This window comes from Corynebacterium striatum, assembly GCF_016728105.1.
GTDB classification, from domain to species: Bacteria; Actinomycetota; Actinomycetes; order Mycobacteriales; family Mycobacteriaceae; genus Corynebacterium; species Corynebacterium striatum.
Map to the genome: position 1 here is coordinate 234,936 of NZ_CP068158.1, position 17,637 is coordinate 252,572.

General features: G+C 58.0%; 14 protein-coding genes and 2 pseudogenes. 7 read left to right on the forward strand and 9 right to left on the reverse strand.

Annotation, left to right across the window (positions count from 1 at the left end):
- Positions 1 to 13: 13 nt before the first annotated feature.
- Positions 14 to 1,456 (forward strand): mercury(II) reductase, encoded by a 1,443-nt coding sequence (merA, locus tag I6I72_RS01135; protein ID WP_201807313.1) that lies wholly within the window; start codon positions 14 to 16, stop codon positions 1,454 to 1,456.
- A gap of 278 nt (positions 1,457 to 1,734) precedes the next feature.
- On the opposite strand, the pseudogene I6I72_RS01140 reads toward merA, so the two are convergent.
- Positions 1,735 to 2,928 (reverse strand): annotated as a pseudogene (locus I6I72_RS01140) (IS3 family transposase).
- Between the two features lie 69 nt (positions 2,929 to 2,997).
- Between I6I72_RS01140 and I6I72_RS01145 the strand changes: the two are divergent.
- Positions 2,998 to 3,771: pseudogene (locus I6I72_RS01145) on the forward strand (IS256 family transposase); the annotation flags it as partial.
- 89 nt (positions 3,772 to 3,860) lie between these two features.
- On the opposite strand, the gene I6I72_RS01150 reads toward I6I72_RS01145, so the two are convergent.
- The 4 genes from I6I72_RS01150 to I6I72_RS01165 all read right to left on the reverse strand — a co-directional run bounded on the left by I6I72_RS01150 (position 3,861) and on the right by I6I72_RS01165 (position 8,556).
- Positions 3,861 to 4,160 carry a hypothetical protein gene (locus tag I6I72_RS01150; RefSeq protein WP_005532151.1) on the reverse strand — a complete coding sequence of 100 codons (300 nt, stop codon included), beginning with the start codon at positions 4,158 to 4,160 and terminating at the stop codon, positions 3,861 to 3,863.
- Positions 4,161 to 5,084: 924 nt separating this feature from the next.
- Positions 5,085 to 6,098, reverse strand: a complete 1,014-nt coding sequence (gene ilvC / locus I6I72_RS01155; protein WP_049146452.1) for a ketol-acid reductoisomerase — start codon at positions 6,096 to 6,098, stop codon at positions 5,085 to 5,087.
- Positions 6,099 to 6,187: 89 nt separating this feature from the next.
- Positions 6,188 to 6,703: an acetolactate synthase small subunit gene (ilvN, locus tag I6I72_RS01160; protein WP_049063709.1), complete on the reverse strand. Its 516-nt coding sequence runs from the start codon at positions 6,701 to 6,703 to the stop codon at positions 6,188 to 6,190.
- Positions 6,704 to 6,708: 5 nt separating this feature from the next.
- The gene (locus tag I6I72_RS01165; RefSeq protein WP_065420389.1) at positions 6,709 to 8,556 is read right to left on the reverse strand and encodes an acetolactate synthase large subunit; all 1,848 of its coding nucleotides are present in this window, start codon (positions 8,554 to 8,556) and stop codon (positions 6,709 to 6,711) included.
- Positions 8,557 to 8,954: 398 nt separating this feature from the next.
- Between I6I72_RS01165 and I6I72_RS01170 the strand changes: the two genes are divergently transcribed.
- The 3 genes from I6I72_RS01170 (at position 8,955) to I6I72_RS01180 (ending at position 12,780) form a co-directional block, all read left to right on the forward strand.
- On the forward strand, positions 8,955 to 9,518 hold the full coding sequence (locus I6I72_RS01170) for a PH domain-containing protein (RefSeq protein ID WP_005532144.1): 564 nt from the start codon (positions 8,955 to 8,957) through the stop codon (positions 9,516 to 9,518).
- Positions 9,519 to 9,582: 64 nt separating this feature from the next.
- Complete coding sequence (ilvD, locus tag I6I72_RS01175; protein ID WP_049146450.1) at positions 9,583 to 11,436, forward strand: dihydroxy-acid dehydratase; 1,854 nt, start codon at positions 9,583 to 9,585, stop codon at positions 11,434 to 11,436.
- Between the two features lie 87 nt (positions 11,437 to 11,523).
- The gene (locus tag I6I72_RS01180) at positions 11,524 to 12,780 is read left to right on the forward strand and encodes a glycosyltransferase family 87 protein (protein WP_049146448.1); all 1,257 of its coding nucleotides are present in this window, start codon (positions 11,524 to 11,526) and stop codon (positions 12,778 to 12,780) included.
- Here I6I72_RS01180 and I6I72_RS01185 read toward each other — a convergent pair.
- The 3 genes from I6I72_RS01185 to I6I72_RS01195 are packed head-to-tail and all read right to left on the reverse strand — an operon-like array spanning position 12,773 to position 14,659.
- Positions 12,773 to 13,066 (reverse strand): winged helix-turn-helix transcriptional regulator, encoded by a 294-nt coding sequence (locus I6I72_RS01185; RefSeq protein WP_005532140.1) that lies wholly within the window; start codon positions 13,064 to 13,066, stop codon positions 12,773 to 12,775. The genes I6I72_RS01180 and I6I72_RS01185 overlap by 8 nt on opposite strands.
- Positions 13,059 to 13,421: a hypothetical protein gene (locus I6I72_RS01190; protein ID WP_129721017.1), complete on the reverse strand. Its 363-nt coding sequence runs from the start codon at positions 13,419 to 13,421 to the stop codon at positions 13,059 to 13,061. Before I6I72_RS01190 ends, I6I72_RS01185 begins: the two co-directional genes overlap by 8 nt.
- Before the next feature lie 29 nt (positions 13,422 to 13,450).
- Positions 13,451 to 14,659, reverse strand: a complete 1,209-nt coding sequence (locus I6I72_RS01195; RefSeq protein WP_049146444.1) for a DoxX family protein — start codon at positions 14,657 to 14,659, stop codon at positions 13,451 to 13,453.
- Between the two features lie 237 nt (positions 14,660 to 14,896).
- Between I6I72_RS01195 and I6I72_RS01200 the strand changes: the two genes are divergently transcribed.
- Entirely contained in the window at positions 14,897 to 15,988 is a 1,092-nt protein-coding gene (locus tag I6I72_RS01200; RefSeq protein WP_005532135.1) for a glutathione S-transferase C-terminal domain-containing protein, read from the forward strand.
- A 13-nt stretch (positions 15,989 to 16,001) separates the two neighbouring features.
- Here the strand turns inward: I6I72_RS01200 and I6I72_RS01205 are convergent, their stop codons facing one another.
- Positions 16,002 to 16,862 (reverse strand): LysR family transcriptional regulator ArgP, encoded by an 861-nt coding sequence (locus I6I72_RS01205; protein WP_005532133.1) that lies wholly within the window; start codon positions 16,860 to 16,862, stop codon positions 16,002 to 16,004.
- Between the two features lie 69 nt (positions 16,863 to 16,931).
- On the opposite strand from I6I72_RS01205, the gene I6I72_RS01210 reads away from it, so the two are divergent.
- A complete protein-coding gene (locus I6I72_RS01210; RefSeq protein WP_005532131.1) occupies positions 16,932 to 17,600 on the forward strand; it encodes a LysE/ArgO family amino acid transporter in 669 nt (222 codons plus the stop codon).
- The last annotated feature ends 37 nt before the right edge of the window (positions 17,601 to 17,637 follow it).

The following is a 17,637-nucleotide window of genomic DNA, read 5'->3' on the forward strand; positions in this document are numbered from 1 at the left end:
CCAAGGAGGACTAATGCCTGAGGCAGCACCAGATTTTGATTTAGCCGTGATCGGTTCCGGAGGCGGCGCCTTCGCCGCCGCCATCCGGGCCACCAAGCTGGGCTATCGGGTCGTGATGATCGAACGCTCCACGGTGGGCGGGACCTGTGTGAACACCGGGTGCGTTCCCTCCAAAGCCCTGCTGGCCGCCGCCGAAGCCCGGCATGTCGCTGTGGATGCGACCGGAAGGTTCCCCGGGATCAGCACTTCCGCCGCCCCGGTGGACATGGGTGTACTGATAGACGGGAAACGCTCCCTGGTCGAGCGAATGCGCTCGGATAAATACGTGGATCTGGCCGCCGACTACGGATGGGACCTGCGCCAGGGCACCGCGGTGTTCGCCGGCACCCCGGAGGAACCGGTCCTGGAAATCACCGGACCCGACGGCACCCGCGACTCCCTGACCGCCGCCCATTATCTGGTCGCGACCGGTTCGACCCCGTGGGCACCCCCGGTGCCGGGACTGGATGAAGTCAACTACCTGACCTCGACCACCGCCATGGAACTGAACGAAGTGCCCGAGTCCCTGATCGTCTTCGGCGGCGGGTACGTGGCCCTGGAGCAGGCGCAGCTTTTTGCCCGCCTCGGATCCAAAGTGACCTTGCTGGTCCGCTCCAGGCTTGCCTCGCACGAGGAACCGGAAGCCTCCCGTGCGCTGATGGGCGTCTTCGCCGACGAGGGCATCCGCGTGGTCCGCCGCGCAGCCGTAACTTCGGTCCGCACAGATCCCGCCGGCGCAGAGGTCCTTGTCACCGCCACGGTCGCCGGGGGCCAGGAGGAATTCCGCGCCGCAAAGCTGCTGGTAGCCACCGGCCGACGCGCCGTCACCGACGGACTGAACCTGGACGCCGTCGGCGTCAAGACCGGCGACACCGGCCAGATCCTGGTCGAGAGCACACTCGCCAGCTCCAACCCCAGGATCTGGGCCGCAGGGGATGTGACCGGGCACCGAGAATTCGTCTACGTCGCGTCCGCCCACGGAACCCTGATGGTGGAGAACGCCTTCAACAACGCCGGGCGCGAGGTCGACTACCGGCACCTGCCCCGCGTGACGTTCACCAGCCCGTCACTGGCCGCGGTCGGCATGACCGACAAGGAAGCCAACGAGGCGGGCATCCGGTGTGAATGCCGGGTCCTGCCCCTGGAATACGTTCCCCGGGCACTGGTGAACCGGGACACCCGCGGCTTCATCAAAATCGTCGCCGACGCCGACACCGGACGGATTGTGGGGATCACCGCCGTCGGCAAGGAGGCCGGTGACCTGGCCGCCGCCGGAGTCTACATCCTCGAGGCCGGCACGACCGTTGACCAGGTCGCGAACCTCTGGTGCCCATACCTGACCATGGCCGAAGGGATCAAAATCGCCGCACAGTCCTTCACCACCGACGTCTCCAAACTCTCCTGCTGCGCCTCCTGACCCGCGCCAGATCCCAGCCTAATCCCATTACGTTGTTGGCAGTTCCGCTTGAAGGAGCCCAGGATTCGTACTCCTAGCCCCATGCTGGGGCAGGCTATGTTTATCTGCGTTCCTTCTGCCTTGTGTCAGTGGAACTAGTCGCTGGCTTCGGTATGGCTTATTTTCGTCCCTGTCTGAAAATGATCCGGGGGGTGTTCCCGATCTCTGTCTTCGCATAGATCAAGCGCGTTAGCATTTATTGGGCCTGACCCCCGGAAAGTGGACACGTCGGGGGTTAGCTATGCTGCTTTGGTCAGTGTAGCTGATGTGAGTGCTTCGAAGTCATTGGGGGCTAGAAGGTTGCACCAGGAGTGTCGCCTGCGCGTGTTGTAGCGCATGCACCACCGGAAGACTTCCTGGCGGCAGGCGATCGGATTGTCAAAGACTTTCCGATCACGCAAGACTTCACGCTTTAAGGCGGCATTAAAGGACTCTGCCAGGGCATTATCCGCACTCGTTCCTACCGCTCCCATGGATTGGCGTACACCAAGCCAGGCGCAGTGGTCCCTAAACGCCTGTGAGGTGTACACACTTCCATGATCAGAATGGAAAATAGCCCCGTCAAGGCTTCCGCGGACTGTGCTGGCATGGGACAAAGCCTCGACGACCAGTGAGACACGCATGTGGTCTGCGAGCGCATAACCTGCAGGTTTCCGCGAGTAAGTGTCAATGACTGTGGCCAGGTACATGTTCTTGCCGCCCTTACACGGCAGGTATGTGATGTCGCCTACATAAACACGGTTTGGCTCGTTGGCTGTGAATTTACGGCCTACTAAATCTGGCATGACGCGGTGTCCAGGCTTGCGCCTGGTAGTGACACATCGGCGGCGCTTGGTAAAGCCTTTTAGCCCCATGGATTTCATGATGCGTGCGACCTTCTTGTGATTGATCGGAGGAAAGTCCTTATCGTCGTTGAGGCTTGCAGCGATGCGTTTAGCACCATAAAGCCCGTGCTCATCATCGAAGATGGCCTTGATTCTTGCACCAATAAGAGCATCCGAACACGTCTTTAACCTGCGTTTTTCGCGGGTGTTGAGCCATTTGTAGAACGAGGAGCGATTGAGCTTTAACACATGGCACATCCGCTTGACCGAGTACTCGGTTCGGTGGTCATAGACAAACTGGAAGCGGATCACCAGCGTGTCTCTTTAAGCAAAATATTTCGCGGCCTTGCGCAGGATATCGCGTTCTTCGCGCAGCTTCGAGACTTCTTTTTCGAGCTGGCGGATTCGCTCGGAATCAGTCGTCTCCTTGGCGTTGTCGCGCATGGCCTTCGTGCGGGCACGTTTGCCGGTGCCGTACTTCTTGACCCAAGAATGAAGCGAGGCACGGTTGATACCGAGCTCTGTTGATGCTGCGTTCAGCGAGAGGTCCTTATTGTTTTCATAGAGGGCCACAGCATCGCGTTTGAACTGTTCGGAGTACCTGGACATAATGGTAGTTTACCTTTCTTCCCAACCCAACCGGGCTGGATATCAGGTGTCCACCAAAAAGGGGTCAGGTCCCTACGTGTAAAAATCCGTGACAACGGACGCGTCGTCAACAAGGCGGTCTACATGGCTGTCGGTGTGGACATGGAAGGCATCAAGCACATCTTGGGCTTGTGGGTAGCTACCAATGAAGGTGCAGCATTCTGGTCGCAGGTATGCGCAGAAATCGCCAACCGCGGTGTCAACGATGTTTTTATTGTCTGTTGTGACGGACTGAAAGGTTTTCCCGAAGCAATCCAGGCAACCTAGCCGGACTCCATGGTCCAAACCTGAGTGGTGCATCTGATTCGTGCCGCTAACAGGTGGGTAGCCTCCGGCGACCGGAAAGAGATCTCGAAGCAACTACGAGGCATCTATACCGCTGTCAACGAGAATGAAGCTCGACGTGCACTCGATGAGTTTGAGACCAGCGAGCTTGGCCAGAAGTATCCGTAATCAGTGAAAGTCTGGCGCGACGCGTAGGACAGGTTCATTCCGTTCCTGCAGTTCCCGCCAGCGGCAAGGAAGGTTATCTACACCACCAATTCCATCGAATCGATGAACAGTCAGCTGCGAAAAACAACACGAAACCGAGTTCAGTTCCCGTCGGATTCAGCGGCAGTGAAGACGCTGTGGTTGATGATCTGTAACATCGAGAACCGTCGTCCTGCCCGCCGCGCTAAAGAAGGAGCCAAAGCTTCTGCTTCAGCCAAGCAACCTATCGAAGGCAGCAAGACCAGCAACTGGAAGCAGGCAATCAATCAGCTATCCGTGGCCTACCCCAACAGGTTCGCCGCATACTTGTAAATCAACCCCCGTACTCAAACGGACAGACACCCTCGCCGGTGGCAGGATATAAATAGTCGCATCGATTATATCACACAGCGTGACAAAACTCAGTCGTCATTCTCCCCATCGTGTCGCACTGGATTCACCTGCAGACCTTCTTTGCCCGTGCGATACGCCATGTATGCACTTGCAGCAGTAACAATTAGCGCCACTACGCTGGGGACCGGTTTGTCGAACCAAGCCATAATAAGCGTGCCAAGAAGAGCGATGATGGCAACCGCTGAAAACAACCCTTGCTGACGTCGTTCAATTAATCCTCGATTGTCAATCGAACGAGCAGTTGCTTTTTGAATTTCTGCATCAGCCGAAGCAGTTTGATGGTAGGCATCAATTGATTTCTCGGCCATCTGGACAATACGATCCGCAGCACCGGGAAGAACATCGTCATACCCAGCGAAATCGTTTACTCATGGTAGCGGCCCTGTGTGAGTCGCTATCATCGTTTGGAACTCAGCCGAAGTGATTTGGCGTTCTTCGTCTGGAGTTATTACCTCGAGATCGGGATCTGTTGCATTGCACTCGTCAATGCTCGACCGGTGTCTTTCCAGCCCTCCACGACCAGGGTCTCGGGCCTCGGAGTTCTCACTCCGTAAATCTTTTCCCCGCTGTTCGTCGTCGCTAGTAGCTTCCGACTCCGCGTCTGGAAGTTCATCTTCCGGCGTGCCATCTGACATCACTACTCCTTTCGCTAGACGGTCACGGTTCTATGGGCTTTTGATTGTAGCCGTTTCTGATGCGCAAGACATCGTGAACCTCGTTTACTTCATATAAGTTAACCCCATCCGCTTGTTTTCGCGTCGCTAACGCTCCTCTTTCCACCCACTTTCTGAAGCGCTCAGGTTTGATGTGAAACCCCTGCTGGTTTAATCGGTAGCAGATAATGTTCTATCAAATACCTCTAAGCCTTGAGCCGCTGGGCATCCGTGTATCGCACATTAATCATACGGGAAATCCTCCAAGATTTCGTCCGCATCCCCTTCAGGACGTGGCCCACGTGATGGGGCATTCTCCCAATGTTTTGTTGTCTACGTATGCGCATGTGCTTTCAGGTTCGCAGGACCGTATCACGGCGGCGATTAGCGCCCATGTGGGCAAAGACCTATCGCCAGGCCGTCCGGCTTTGCGGGCGGTCGGCGAGTAGCAGAACAGCAGTAGCGCCCCCGGCTCTTGAATCTAATCAAATCGCCGGGGCGCTTTCGTATCTATTGCGGGATTTTTGCGGGATCCCCGCCTATTGAAAAAGGGTGTCTAACGCTTTCACCTGCGAATTCTTAGGCGGTAGCGTCCAAAGGGTTTTTGACCCAGCTCATGAGGTCACGCAGCTTGGCACCGGTGTCCTCGATTGGGTGTGCGTTAACCTTAGCGCGCATATCCTCGAGTTCCTTGTTGCCGCCCTCAACGTTGGCAACCAGGCGCTTGACGAAGGTGCCATCCTGAATGTCGGTAAGAACGTCCTTCATGCGAGCCTTAACGGAATCGTCAATGATGCGCGGTCCAGCAACGTAGCCACCGAACTCAGCGGTATCAGAGATGGAGTAGTTCATGTTGGCCAGGCCGCCCTCCCAGATGAGGTCGACGATGAGCTTCATCTCATGAAGAACCTCAAAGTAGGCCATCTCCGGCTCATAGCCAGCCTCGGTCAGGGTCTCAAATCCCGCCATCATCAGGTACTCGAGGCCACCGCAGAGCACAGCCTGCTCACCGAAGAGGTCGGTCTCGGTCTCGTCCTTGAAGGTGGTCGGAATAACACCCGCACGAGCGCCACCGATTGCCGCAGCGTAGGACAGGGAAAGGTCGTGACCCTCCCCCTTCGGATCCTGCTCGGTAGCGATAAGACAAGGAACACCCTTACCGTCAACAAACTGACGGCGAACCAGGTGGCCTGGGCCCTTCGGGGCAACCATGCCGATGGTGATGTTCTCTGCCGGTTTGATGAGCCCGAAGTGGATGTTCAGGCCGTGGCCGAAGAACAGCGCGTTGCCGCCCTCCAGGTTCGGCTCAATGTCCTCGGAGAAGATCTGTGCCTGGGAGGTATCCGGCGCCAGCAACATGATGACGTCTGCCCACTTAGCCGCCTCAGCGTTGGTGAGAACCTTAAAGCCGGCCTCCTCAGCCTTTGGGCGGGATTTGGAGCCCTCACGCAGACCAATCGCAACCTCAACACCAGAATCACGCAGGTTCTGTGCGTGTGCGTGGCCTTGGGAGCCATAACCAATGATGGCGACCTTGCGACCCTGAATGATGGAGAGGTCTGCGTCAGCGTCGTAGAAAGTCTCGATTGCCATGTCAGTATTCCTTACATAGATATTGCTGTGCGGTGAACTACCTATAGTTGTACCACACAACGGGATGGTTTGTTCACGATGTGAGATATTTATTTCGAAGGAGCCATCGTCTTTGGTCCGCGTCCCAGCGCCACGTGACCCGATTGGACAAGTTCACGGATACCAAAAGGCTCCAAGACATCAAGCAACGCCCGCAGTTTGCCGGGTGTACCAGTGGCTTCAATAACCACGGACTCTTGCGCGACGTCGACAATGCGCGCGCGGAAGATGTTGACCGCATCAACCACCTGCGGACGATTGGTGTTGTCTGCAGAGACCTTCACCAGCATAATGGCGCGAGCGATGGTGGATTCCTTTTTCAGTTCCACAACTTTGAGAACCGGAATGATCTTGTTGAGCTGCTTGGTAACTTGCTCAATGACGACGTCGGAAGCATCGACCACGATAGTAAGACGGTTGATGCCTTCCGTTTCCGTACGCGCAGAAACTAGCGAGATCAGGTTGTAGCCACGGCGGGTAAACATACCCGCAACGCGAGAGATGATGCCCTCGATGTCTTGCACCAAGACGGACAGGGTGTGGCGGGTGATTTCATTCGTTGCCATTATTCTTAGGCCTCCTCGACCATCTCGTGGATTTCTGCGGGATCCTCAGCAGCGGACTCGTTCTCATCAAATAGTGGTCGCAGTCCCAATGCATACTGGATCTCCTCATTGGAAGCGCCACCACCAATCATCGGCCATACCTGAGCATCCTGCCCCACGATGAAGTCGATGACCACTGGACGGTCGTTGATTTCGCGCGCCCGCTTGATGGCCGGCTCGACTTCCTCTTCCTTGGTGACGCGAATCGACTCGCAGCCCAGCGCCTCCGCGAGCTTGACAAAGTCCGGGAGATACTCATCGTGCTCACGCAGCTTGGTGTTGGAGTAGTTCTGGTCGTAGAAAAGTGTCTGCCACTGACGCACCATGCCCAAATTGCCGTTATTAATAACAGCCACCTTGAATGGAAAGCCTTCCACCGCCGCGGTGGTCAGCTCCTGGTTGGTCATCTGGAAGCAGCCATCGCCGTCGATAGCCCACACTTCCCTATCCGGGCAAGCAGCCTTAGCACCCAGCGCAGCGGGGACCGCGTAGCCCATCGTGCCCGCACCACCGGAGTTAATCCAGGTCCGCGGCTTTTCAAAGTCAATAAACTGAGCAGACCACATCTGATGCTGGCCCACACCGGCACAATAGATTGCCTCAGCGCCGACGATGGAGCTGAGCTTTTCCAATACGAACTGCGGATTGAGCAAACCGTCCGGCGTGGGCTCATAGCCCCGCGGGAAACGCTTCTTTAGATCCTCCAGGTAGGCCATCCACTCCCCGATCGCCGGTGGGTTGAGCTTCGCATCATTCTGGAAAGCCTTGGTCAACTGCAGCAGCACCTCGCGGGCATCACCGACGATTGGAACGGCCACCTCCCGGATCTTGCCAATTTCGGCCGGGTCCACGTCCGCGTGGATAACCTGTGCGTTCGGCGCGAAGGTTTCGGTATCGCCCGTAACACGGTCGTCGAAACGCGCACCAATAGCGATAAGCAGATCCGCGCGCTGCATCGCAGCCACCGCCGGAACCGTACCGTGCATGCCCGGCATACCCATGTGCTGCGGGTGCGAATCGGGGAAGGAACCCAGCGCCATCAAGGTGGTGACAACCGGGATCCCAGAAAGCTCGGCAAACTCCAGCAGCTCGCGAGAGGCATTCGCTTTGATGACGCCGCCGCCGATGTAGAGAACAGGCGCCTCAGCCTCAGCAATCAACTTTGCAGCCTGCGTGATCTGACGCGGATGCGGCGTAGTGGTGGGCTTATAACCCGGCAGCTCAATCTGCGGCGGATACACGTACTCGAGCGTGGCGTTCTGCACGTCCTTCGGGATATCAACTAGCACCGGTCCAGGACGTCCAGTCGAAGCCAGGTGGAAGGCTGCAGCGATAGCGGTGGGAATCTGCTGCGGATCAGTAACGATAAAATTGTGCTTGGTAATCGGCATCGTCACGCCGCGGATGTCTGCTTCCTGGAACGCGTCCGTCCCCAGCAGGCTGGTGCCCACTTGGCCGGTGATGGCCACAACAGGAACGGAGTCCAGGTTGGCGTCGGCAAGCGGCGTAACCAAGTTGGTTGCACCCGGACCGGAGGTCGCGATCATCACTCCCACCTTGCCGGAGGCTTGGGCATAACCTTCTGCGGCGTGACCCGCACCCTGCTCGTGGCGGGTGAGCACGTGGCGCAGCTTGGTGGAATGGTGCAATGCATCATAGAGCGGCAGCACTGCGCCGCCCGGAATGCCGAATACTAGGTCAGTGCCTAGGTCTTCTAGGGTGCGGACGATCGCTTGCGCGCCGGTGATAATCTCGGCCCCTTGCTTCTTAACAGAGGCCACCGATGCCGGGGTGGGCGGATGTGTAGCTGCCACGGGGAATGAGCTCCTTGTTGATGAATTGCTGTATCTGCTTTGGGTGACAACCCGGGGATGGTGGGATGTCCGTTTGCTAATGAAACACCCCGGGTGCGGTGCCACTTTTGCTGAACTGACCAGAAAATGCCAACGCCCCCGTCTCAACTTCCGCTAAGAAGTTGGCGAGGGCGCTTGCTTTTCGACGTCGCTGAAGTTTGATTCGGCAACCCGTTACGGCAAACGCCGCGCCGGTACTACTAGCTGAAGTCGAATAATGATCATGGGAATTACTATACACATATAGATATCGGTCCACTGGAAATACCCCCACTTTTGGGAGCGACGTTCCATTTTGCGAGATAGCACAGGTGGGGCGGTTAGCACGGAGGGGGCAAAGTCAATTAGCATAAGCACCTATGACGTCATCTCACCCACAGAACGCCGACTCCGCTCCCGCCTCGGAGGCCCGGGCCACCCACGCCCAGGCAGAGGAATTCAAGCCCGCTCGAGACCACATTTTGGGCATCATTCTTTTATCCGCCATCGCACTGCTCAGCATCGGTTGGGCTCCCAAGTATCTGGCTTGGCTGCTCATCGTTCCAGTGTTGTGCATCTGGTGGGTATTGAAGTCCCGCACTCGTGTCTCCGAAAAGGGCATTGCAATCAGCTACGCTTTCAAGGGTTCCCAAAACATCTCTTGGGACAACTTCGCAGGCATTGGTTTCCAGCGTGCCAAAGCATTCGCCCGCACGAAGTCCGGAAAGCAGTTCACGCTTCCGGGCGTCACCTTCAATTCGTTGCCAAGGCTTTCCGACGCCTCCCGCGGCCGCATCCCCGATGCGCTAACCGCCGGGCGTGACGCCGCCGACGAGAAAGTGGTGATCGTGCACCGCGATGGTCAGCAGGTTCTCATGTCCAAGGAAGAATACAGCCAATACCTCGAAAAACACCCCGAGCGAGCCCCCAAAGCTGAGCATTAACGACCTTCTCAGCCCACCAGTAAGCGTCTAGTAGCACGCCATAGAGATAAAGGATTATCACCCCATGTTTCCGCTGCGCTCGAAAGTAACCACCGTTGGCCGCCAGGCATCTGGTGCGCGTGCCCTATGGCGCGCAACCGGCACCCAGGAGCACGAATTCGGCAAGCCAATCGTGGCGATTGCTAACTCCTACACCCAGTTTGTGCCAGGCCACGTTCACCTCAAAAATGTGGGCGACATCGTGGCCGATGCGGTCCGCGCAGCCGGTGGCGTCCCAAAGGAGTTCAACACCATCGCTGTCGACGACGGAATCGCCATGGGCCACCAGGGCATGCTGTACTCCCTGCCTTCACGTGAAATCATCTCTGATTCCATCGAGTACATGGTCAATGCCCACACCGCGGACGCACTGGTGTGTATCTCCAACTGTGACAAGATAACCCCGGGCATGCTCAACGCAGCACTGCGCCTGAACATCCCCACCATCTTCGTCTCCGGCGGCCCCATGGAGGCAGGCAAGGTCGTCGTAGTCGACGGCGTCGCCAAGGCCCCGACCGACCTCATCACCGCTATCACGGCGTCGGCAAGCGACGACGTCTCTGACGAGGATCTGCTCACCGTCGAGCAGTCTGCCTGCCCTACCTGCGGTTCATGCTCCGGCATGTTCACCGCCAACTCCATGAACTGCCTGACCGAGGCACTCGGCTTGGCACTGCCGGGCAACGGCACCACCCTGGCCACGCACACAGCCCGCAAGGCGCTGTTTGAAGAGGCCGGCTCCACCATCGTGGACATGTGCCGCCGCTACTACGGCGAGGAGGACGAATCCGTCCTCCCGCGCAGCATCGCCACTAAGGAAGCCTTCACCAACGCCATGGCACTCGACATGGCGATGGGCGGTTCCACCAACACCATCCTCCACACCTTGGCCGCTGCGCAGGAGGGCGAGGTGGACTTCACTTTGGAGGACATCAACGAGATCTCCTACCGCGTACCGTGCCTGTCCAAGGTCGCGCCTAACGGCACCTACCACATCGAGGACGTCCACCGTGCCGGCGGCATCCCCGCCATCCTTGGCGAGCTACGTCGCGCCGGCCACCTCAACCTGAAGGTGCACACCGCGCTCTACGACAACGCTGAACAGTGGTTGGACGACTGGGACATCCGTAACGACAAGGCTCTAGACAAGGCCCGCGAGCTCTTCTACGCCGCACCGGGCGGCGTGCGCACCACCGAGCCTTTCTCCCAGTCCAACCGCTGGGAGTCGCTGGATACCGACCAAGCCAATGGCTGCATCCACGATGTAGAACACGCTTTCTCCTCCGACGGCGGCCTCGTGGTCTTGCGCGGCAACCTCGCACCGAACGGCGCCATCGTCAAGGCTGCTGGTGTCGAGGAAGAGCTGTGGAAGTTCTCCGGCCCGGCCCGCGTGGTCGAGTCCCAGGAAGAGGCCGTCTCCATCATCTTGAAGCGCGAGGTGCAGGCGGGCGATGTCATCGTCATCCGTTACGAGGGCCCGGCCGGCGGCCCAGGCATGCAGGAGATGCTCCACCCGACGTCCTTCCTCAAAGGCTCGGGCCTGGGCAAGGCCTGCGCGCTCATCACGGACGGCCGCTTCTCCGGCGGCACTTCCGGCCTATCCATCGGCCACATCTCCCCTGAGGCAGCCCACGGCGGCCTCATCGGTTTGGTTGAAAACGGCGACACCATCTCCATTGACATCCACGAGCGCAAGCTCTCCTTGGACGTTGATGAGACGGAGCTGAAGCGACGTCGCCAAGCGCAAGAGCAGCGCGAAAAGCCATGGACCCCGGTTGAGCGCAACCGCCCTGTCTCCAAGGCTCTGCGCGCTTATGCCAACATGGCAACCTCCGCTGACCGCGGTGCCGTCCGCGTGGTGGATGGCCACGTGAACTAAGCGTTCCCGCTGCTTATTCCAACTAACTTCGCCCATGCGCCACGTCCTACGCAGCGCATGGGCGAAAGTGTCCTATTGTTGAATCCGATGAAACCCGCGAATACAACTTTGAAATGGGCACTAACGCTGTTCGGCCTCATTGCCGGAACTGTGGGAATGATCCTGCATGTGCGCATGACAGACTTCCCCATCGACATGGTCATCTACCGGGAAGGCGTGAAGGCTTATCTCGAGGGCCGCTCCATGTATTCGGAGCCCATGATGGCCGGCGACATTGCGCTACCCTTCATCTACCCGCCATTCGGCGCGCTCGCGATGGTGCCACTCACGGCGCCTGACTGGATTACCCACGACATGGCCGGCAACATCATGAACGTGTTGTCGGACGTACTTGTGCTCGCCTGCCTGTATTTCATTTTCCGCGCGTTGCTCAAGGACCGCACATGGCTCTTGCCGGTGGTTTCCCTGGTTTGGGCTCTGACGATGGCCTTCGAACCAATTCGCCTCAACAACGGCTTTGCGCAGGTCAACATCGTCATCATGGCCCTGGTCATCTTCGATCTCGTTCCGCGCAAGCGCTGGCTACCGCAGGGCATCCTCATCGGTCTCGCTGCAGCCATCAAGATCACTCCCCTGGCAATGCTGCTCTACTTCTTGCTGCGCAAGGAGCTTAAGCCGATCCTGATTGCTATCGGCACTGCAGCCGCGGCCACGCTGGCAGCCGCAGCGGTTCGCTGGCAGGCATTCGTAGAGTTCTTTACCTCAAAGCTGCTCGACATGGGCTCGGGCGCCGACTTCGGCGTGGCCACCGATTACCAGTCCAACAGCTCACTCAAGGCGGTCGTGCAGCGCCTGTTCCCCTCCACGGAGTCGATGGAGGCCAACGGAACCCTCATCAACATCATCTGGCTGGTGCTGGCGCTTGCGGTGGTCGCCGTAGGCTCGCTGCTCATCTTGGCATTGCTCAAACGCAACATGCTTATCGACGCCCAGCTGGTCACCGCACTAGTCATGCTGCTGATTTCCCCAGTCTCTTGGTCTCACCACTGGGTCTGGCTCGCACTCGTTATCCCGGTCTTCACCTACCGTGCATGGACATGGCGCAACAACACGTGGGTCGCAGGCTCCTTCCTAGCGGTTATGGCAGCGTGGGGCGCGATGGTCATTACGGTGCCACCAAAGTGGTGGTTCGGTGACTCCATTGACGTGCACGGCCAGCCCTTCTATCAGAAGTTCCTCGTGGACGACTTTGTGTGGTTGACCTTCATCGTAGTAGCACTTTTTGCCTACTGCCTGCGTTATGTAACACCGTCGCCTGCGATTTCCCGCAGCGCCGCTAAGTGAGAATTAAACACGTTTTTCCTTCTGCGGTCAGCATGACCCAGACGGTGTCTTTGGCGCGCGTTGAGCCGTACTCGCGGAAGCGGGTAACAAAGCCTGCCTCCTCCAAGACCTTCAGCTGCTTCGACAGCATCGCATCTGTGAGTCCCGTTTCATCGCGCAGCGCACCGAAACGCATCTCCTTCCGCTGCTGGCCCTCGACTGCCCCGAAAGCCCTGAGCGCCGCACAGATCTTGAATCGGTTAAGTGGCTGGATGATGGGGTTTAGAGCAGATAGTGACTCACGCATTGCGGCTCGCCCTCTTGTTTAGATCCAGCGCATCGCTTTGCAGCGCCCAAAACATCGCGCAGCCCCAGATGAAAGCTGCGGCGATCCCAAGCCATATCTTTTCATCAAAAGCCCACATAAGCAGAGCAGGCGCAAACAGCACTGCCATCCCGGCATAGTATTTCTTGTCCGGCTTAGGTTCCTTGCGTGGGTCTTGGCGATAAGACATGCGGGTCTTGGAGCGTTTCTTCCAAGCAAAAATGCACGCGGCAACAGCCACGACCATGACCACCGCAAATACAGGCCATCCCCATTGCTCTGGCGCTACCCCCACCGCCAGCAAGCATAGGGGAAAGACAAAAGAAAATCCGCCCACCGTTATTCTGGCAGGCGGATTCAGAGCGATTAAGCGATTGGATTAACTCCCGCACCGAACCACCACAGTGCGACAAGCACGGCGATACCGATGATGACGAAGATCCAAGAGGTGGCCAGCGGACGGCGGGTCCACGAGCGCTTGACATCGAAAGAAATAAAGCCAGGGCCGGTAAACTGAAGCGCGATAGCGATGACAAAAAGCACCAAAGACAGCCACACAGACTCTGGCCAAGTAAAGACATCGAGTCCCGCGCCCGAAGCTGCCAGCTCGTGGAGAGCCATAAAGCCGGTGACGACAAGGCCGACCATCGCAGCCAACGGCGTGACTAGGCCCAGCAGGAGGAATGCACCCGCGATCAGCTGCATAGCCGGCACAGCAATGGCCAACGGCGACGCAAATGCATAGTTGGCAAACTCAGACTCGAGGCCGGATAGCCCCTCGCCGCCACCCAGCTTAAAGAAGGTCGTTGCGCCAGCCAGAAGCAGATAAGCACTCAATGCAATACGCACAAAGAGAAGACCGAAGTCAATCGTGCCGCGGCGGCCGTACTCGCGGTATCCATCACGCTCGGCCTGTTCCGCTTTGAGGCGATCCGACTTTTCTTCCTCTGTCTCTGCCTCTAGGTCAACATCCGAGACGCTGGCCGGCATAACGGTGGTCGCTGCCGCTGGCGCCGCAGCGGCAACAGCCGTGGGAGCAAAGTCAGCATCGTCATAAGAGGAATCTTCTGCCCGATCCTCGGCAACAGCGGGCTCCTCATCGCGCGGGGCAACGAACTGTTTTGTTTCCGCAGCCGGTTCAGCATCTTCAGCTATAGGCTCACCTGCAGGGGCGGCGACTGGAGCGGCCTGCGAATGCTTGCGAGAAGAGTCAAAGGACAGCCCCTCGCCTTCCTTGTGCCCGTTCTCCGGAGCCTGAACAGCCTGAGATGCCACTGTAGAGTCAGCCTCTGAGGCAGACGCGAAGACCTCGGTGGGCTCGGGCTCAACAGATGCAGTCTCAGCAGGTTCCGAGTCATGGACTTTAGGTTCTTTGGGCTTGATTTCCTGCGGCTCCGCTCGGCCCGGACGTTGGAATAGCCGGGACCGCGTTGGTGCAGCCGCGGGAGTGACCTCGGTAGCGGCGTCGGCATTGTCCGCAGCCGCATCTGCGGCGGCCTTGTCGCGGCTATAGGTCGGGAGATCGAGATCCTCGTCGAAGCTCGTCGCTTTATCGGGTACATTCTTATCGCTCATACCTCCAACTTAGGGCAGCATACAGCACTAATGGTGCACATCACACGGCGCGGCGCGGCCGCAAAATCCTTTAAGCCCCCGAAATAGGCGCGGCCGGAACCATATTGCCATCGCAACTTTGAGTATGTATCATCAAAAATATATTTTGTTGACACGTTAACAAAATCGGTGGTTTACCTACCTGCCCGCATTTTTCAATGCTCTAAGAATCAAAACATCAACCCAAAGGAATGAACTGTGACAGCCACAAACGATAAGGACTGGGCGGGCGACGCAAAGAATGCCTCGCCCGACGGCGAGTTCATCCGCGACACCAACTACATCGAGGACCGCATCTCTTCCCAGGTTTCCGAGGTAACCGCACAAGAAGACGGCACCTTCCTTTGGCCAATGGAAGCAGATCGCTACCGCCTCATTGCCGCCCGCGCTTGCCCATGGGCGCACCGTGCTGTCATCACCCGCCGCCTCATGGGTTTGGAAAACTCAATTTCACTCGGCCTCGCCGGCCCAACCCACGACATTCGTTCCTGGACTTTCGACCTCGATGAGGGCGGGGTGGATCCAGTACTGGGCATTCCTCGTCTCCAGGATGCCTATTTCAACCGCTTCCCCGAGTACCCACGCGGCATCACTGTTCCAGCAATCGTGGAGGAATCTTCCAAGCGCGTTGTCACTAACGACTACCCTTCCATCGTCCGTGACTTCATCAAGGAATGGTCCCAGTTCCAGACCCCAGGTGCGCCAAACCTCTACCCCGAGGAGCACGCGTCTGAAATGGAAGAAATAAACGACTACATCTTCCGCAACATTAACAACGGCGTATACCGCTGTGGCTTTGCCGGCTCCCAAGAGGCTTACGAGGCTGCCTACGTCCAATTGTGGGAGGCACTTGATTGGGTCGAGGAACGCCTAGACAAACAGCGCTATATGGTCGGAAATCACATCACGGAAACTGACATCCGCCTCTTCGTTACCCTCATACGCTTTGATCCGGTCTACTATTCCCACTTCAAATGCTCACGGACCAAGATGGCTGAGATGCCAAATATCCGTGGCTATCTACAGGAGCTTTTCCAGATCCCAGGTTTCGGAGACACCACCGATTTCACCGAAATCAAGGAACACTACTTCATCGTCCACACCGAGATTAACCCGACGAAGATCGTTCCTGTCGGCCCGAACATGGAATGGCTCATGGAAGACCACGACCGTGACCGTTTCGGCAGTCAGCCTTTCGCCGCAGGCACCGTCCTTCCTGGCCCAGTGCCTAAAGGTGAAGAGGTCAAGAACCCGGAGAGCTTCCAGCAGGCACTGTTTGCAACCTACTAAAAGGCGAGTCTCCTTACTGCCCGCGGAGGACGCTCGACGCAGCCACCACGGATTGCGTTAACTCCTCCAAAACCTCCGACTCCAAGCGCCACCGCTGCCAATAGAGCTCAACGTCCATTGGCTTATCGTCGAGAAGCACCAGTTCCCCGTTGTCCAACAGCGGCCGCGCTTGGAGTTCGGCGATCAAGCCCCAGCCCAGCCCGTAGCGCACCGCGTCCAAGTAGCCCTCCGACGAGGGCACCTGGGAAACCCGGGCACGAATGACGTGCGAATCGATGAAGCGCTCGCGCATGGCGTCGTCCAGAATCTGATCATTGGGACCATAGCCCACCAGCGGCAGCGTCTCCCAACTATCAAAGCCTTCCGCCAGCCAGGGCGCCGCCACCGCGAAATAGCGCATGGTGCCGAGGTACGTCGACTCACAACCTGAAACGGGAGTGTGCTCGCGCGTAATCGCACCAAGCACGTCTCCCCTACGCAGCATCGCCAACGTACGAGCTTCGTCCTCAATACGGATACGCAGGGCCACCTCGCCGCGCGTCGCGACATCACGCACCACCTCCTTGAACCAGGTGGCCAGGGAGTCCGAGTTCACTGCAACCGTCAAGGGCACACGGGAAAGCCTCGTCTGCAAGCGTGCATCGGTCTCCGCCTGCACCAGCGCCATGCGCCGGGCAGATTGCACAAGAATCTCTCCTGCCTCCGTGGCAGTGACCGGAGTGGCGCGATGCAAGAGCACGCGACCGGTGTTGTGCTCGAGCGCCTTGATACGCTGGCTCACCGCCGAAGGAGTGATTCCTAACACAGCGGCGGCATCCTCAAAACTGCCTTCCTCAACAATGGCCAGCAAAGTTTCCAAATGGACTGGGTTCATGAAGCTATTCTAAACTAGGTTTAGTTTCTTTAACTGGACTTCAGCTTGCAGCGTGGGCACACTAAAAGCATGTCAGTTTTGCTCGCAGGCTTCCTCCTTGGCCTCTCCCTCATCGTCGCTATCGGCCCCCAAAATGCCTACATCATCAAGATGGGCGTCAAACGCGACCACATCGGTGCCATAATCCTTGCCTGCTTGCTTAGCGACGTCATCCTCATCAACGCCGGCGTAGGCGGCATGGGCGTGCTCGTGGAGAAGTTCCCCACCGGCCTGATCATCATGAAGTACCTCGGCGCGGCTTACCTGATTTACTTTGGCTTTACCTGTTTCCGGGATGCATTCAAAAAGGAACAGGAAGCACTCGTCGTTTCAAGCACGCCCCCGTCTGCCCCTAATGAAACAGAGCTTGGCGGCGCCACCACCGTCATGACCAAGCAGCGCACCAAGTCGCGCACCTGGGTCAAGCCAGTCATGGGCGCCATGGCTCTAACCTGGCTCAACCCACTCGCCTACGTCGACGTCCTGGTGATGCTCGGCGGTATCGCCCAGCATTACGGCGATCAACGCTGGGTCTTCGCTGCAGGCGCAATCATGGCGAGCGCAGTCTGGTTCCCCACCGTGGGTTATGGCGCCTTCAAACTGTCCCACGTCCTGGCAAAGCCCACTACCTGGCGCTACGTCAACTTCGCCATCGGCTGCGTCATGATGCTGCTGACAGCCAAGCTCCTGCTCCACTAATCGCGCCTTCACCAGTCGTGCCTTCACTAGTCGCACT

What these genes read in the sequence shown, in the direction of transcription:
- merA (WP_201807313.1), top strand. Translation starts at nt 14, where the DNA reads ATGCCTGAGGCAGCACCAGATTTTGATTTAGCCGTGATCGGTTCCGGA.
- I6I72_RS01150 (WP_005532151.1), bottom strand. Translation starts at nt 4,160, where the DNA reads ATGGCCGAGAAATCAATTGATGCCTACCATCAAACTGCTTCGGCTGAT.
- ilvC (WP_049146452.1), bottom strand. Translation starts at nt 6,098, where the DNA reads ATGGCAATCGAGACTTTCTACGACGCTGACGCAGACCTCTCCATCATT.
- ilvN (WP_049063709.1), bottom strand. Translation starts at nt 6,703, where the DNA reads ATGGCAACGAATGAAATCACCCGCCACACCCTGTCCGTCTTGGTGCAA.
- I6I72_RS01170 (WP_005532144.1), top strand. Translation starts at nt 8,955, where the DNA reads ATGACGTCATCTCACCCACAGAACGCCGACTCCGCTCCCGCCTCGGAG.
- ilvD (WP_049146450.1), top strand. Translation starts at nt 9,583, where the DNA reads ATGTTTCCGCTGCGCTCGAAAGTAACCACCGTTGGCCGCCAGGCATCT.
- I6I72_RS01180 (WP_049146448.1), top strand. Translation starts at nt 11,524, where the DNA reads ATGAAACCCGCGAATACAACTTTGAAATGGGCACTAACGCTGTTCGGC.
- I6I72_RS01185 (WP_005532140.1), bottom strand. Translation starts at nt 13,066, where the DNA reads ATGCGTGAGTCACTATCTGCTCTAAACCCCATCATCCAGCCACTTAAC.
- I6I72_RS01195 (WP_049146444.1), bottom strand. Translation starts at nt 14,659, where the DNA reads ATGAGCGATAAGAATGTACCCGATAAAGCGACGAGCTTCGACGAGGAT.
- I6I72_RS01205 (WP_005532133.1), bottom strand. Translation starts at nt 16,862, where the DNA reads ATGAACCCAGTCCATTTGGAAACTTTGCTGGCCATTGTTGAGGAAGGC.
- I6I72_RS01210 (WP_005532131.1), top strand. Translation starts at nt 16,932, where the DNA reads ATGTCAGTTTTGCTCGCAGGCTTCCTCCTTGGCCTCTCCCTCATCGTC.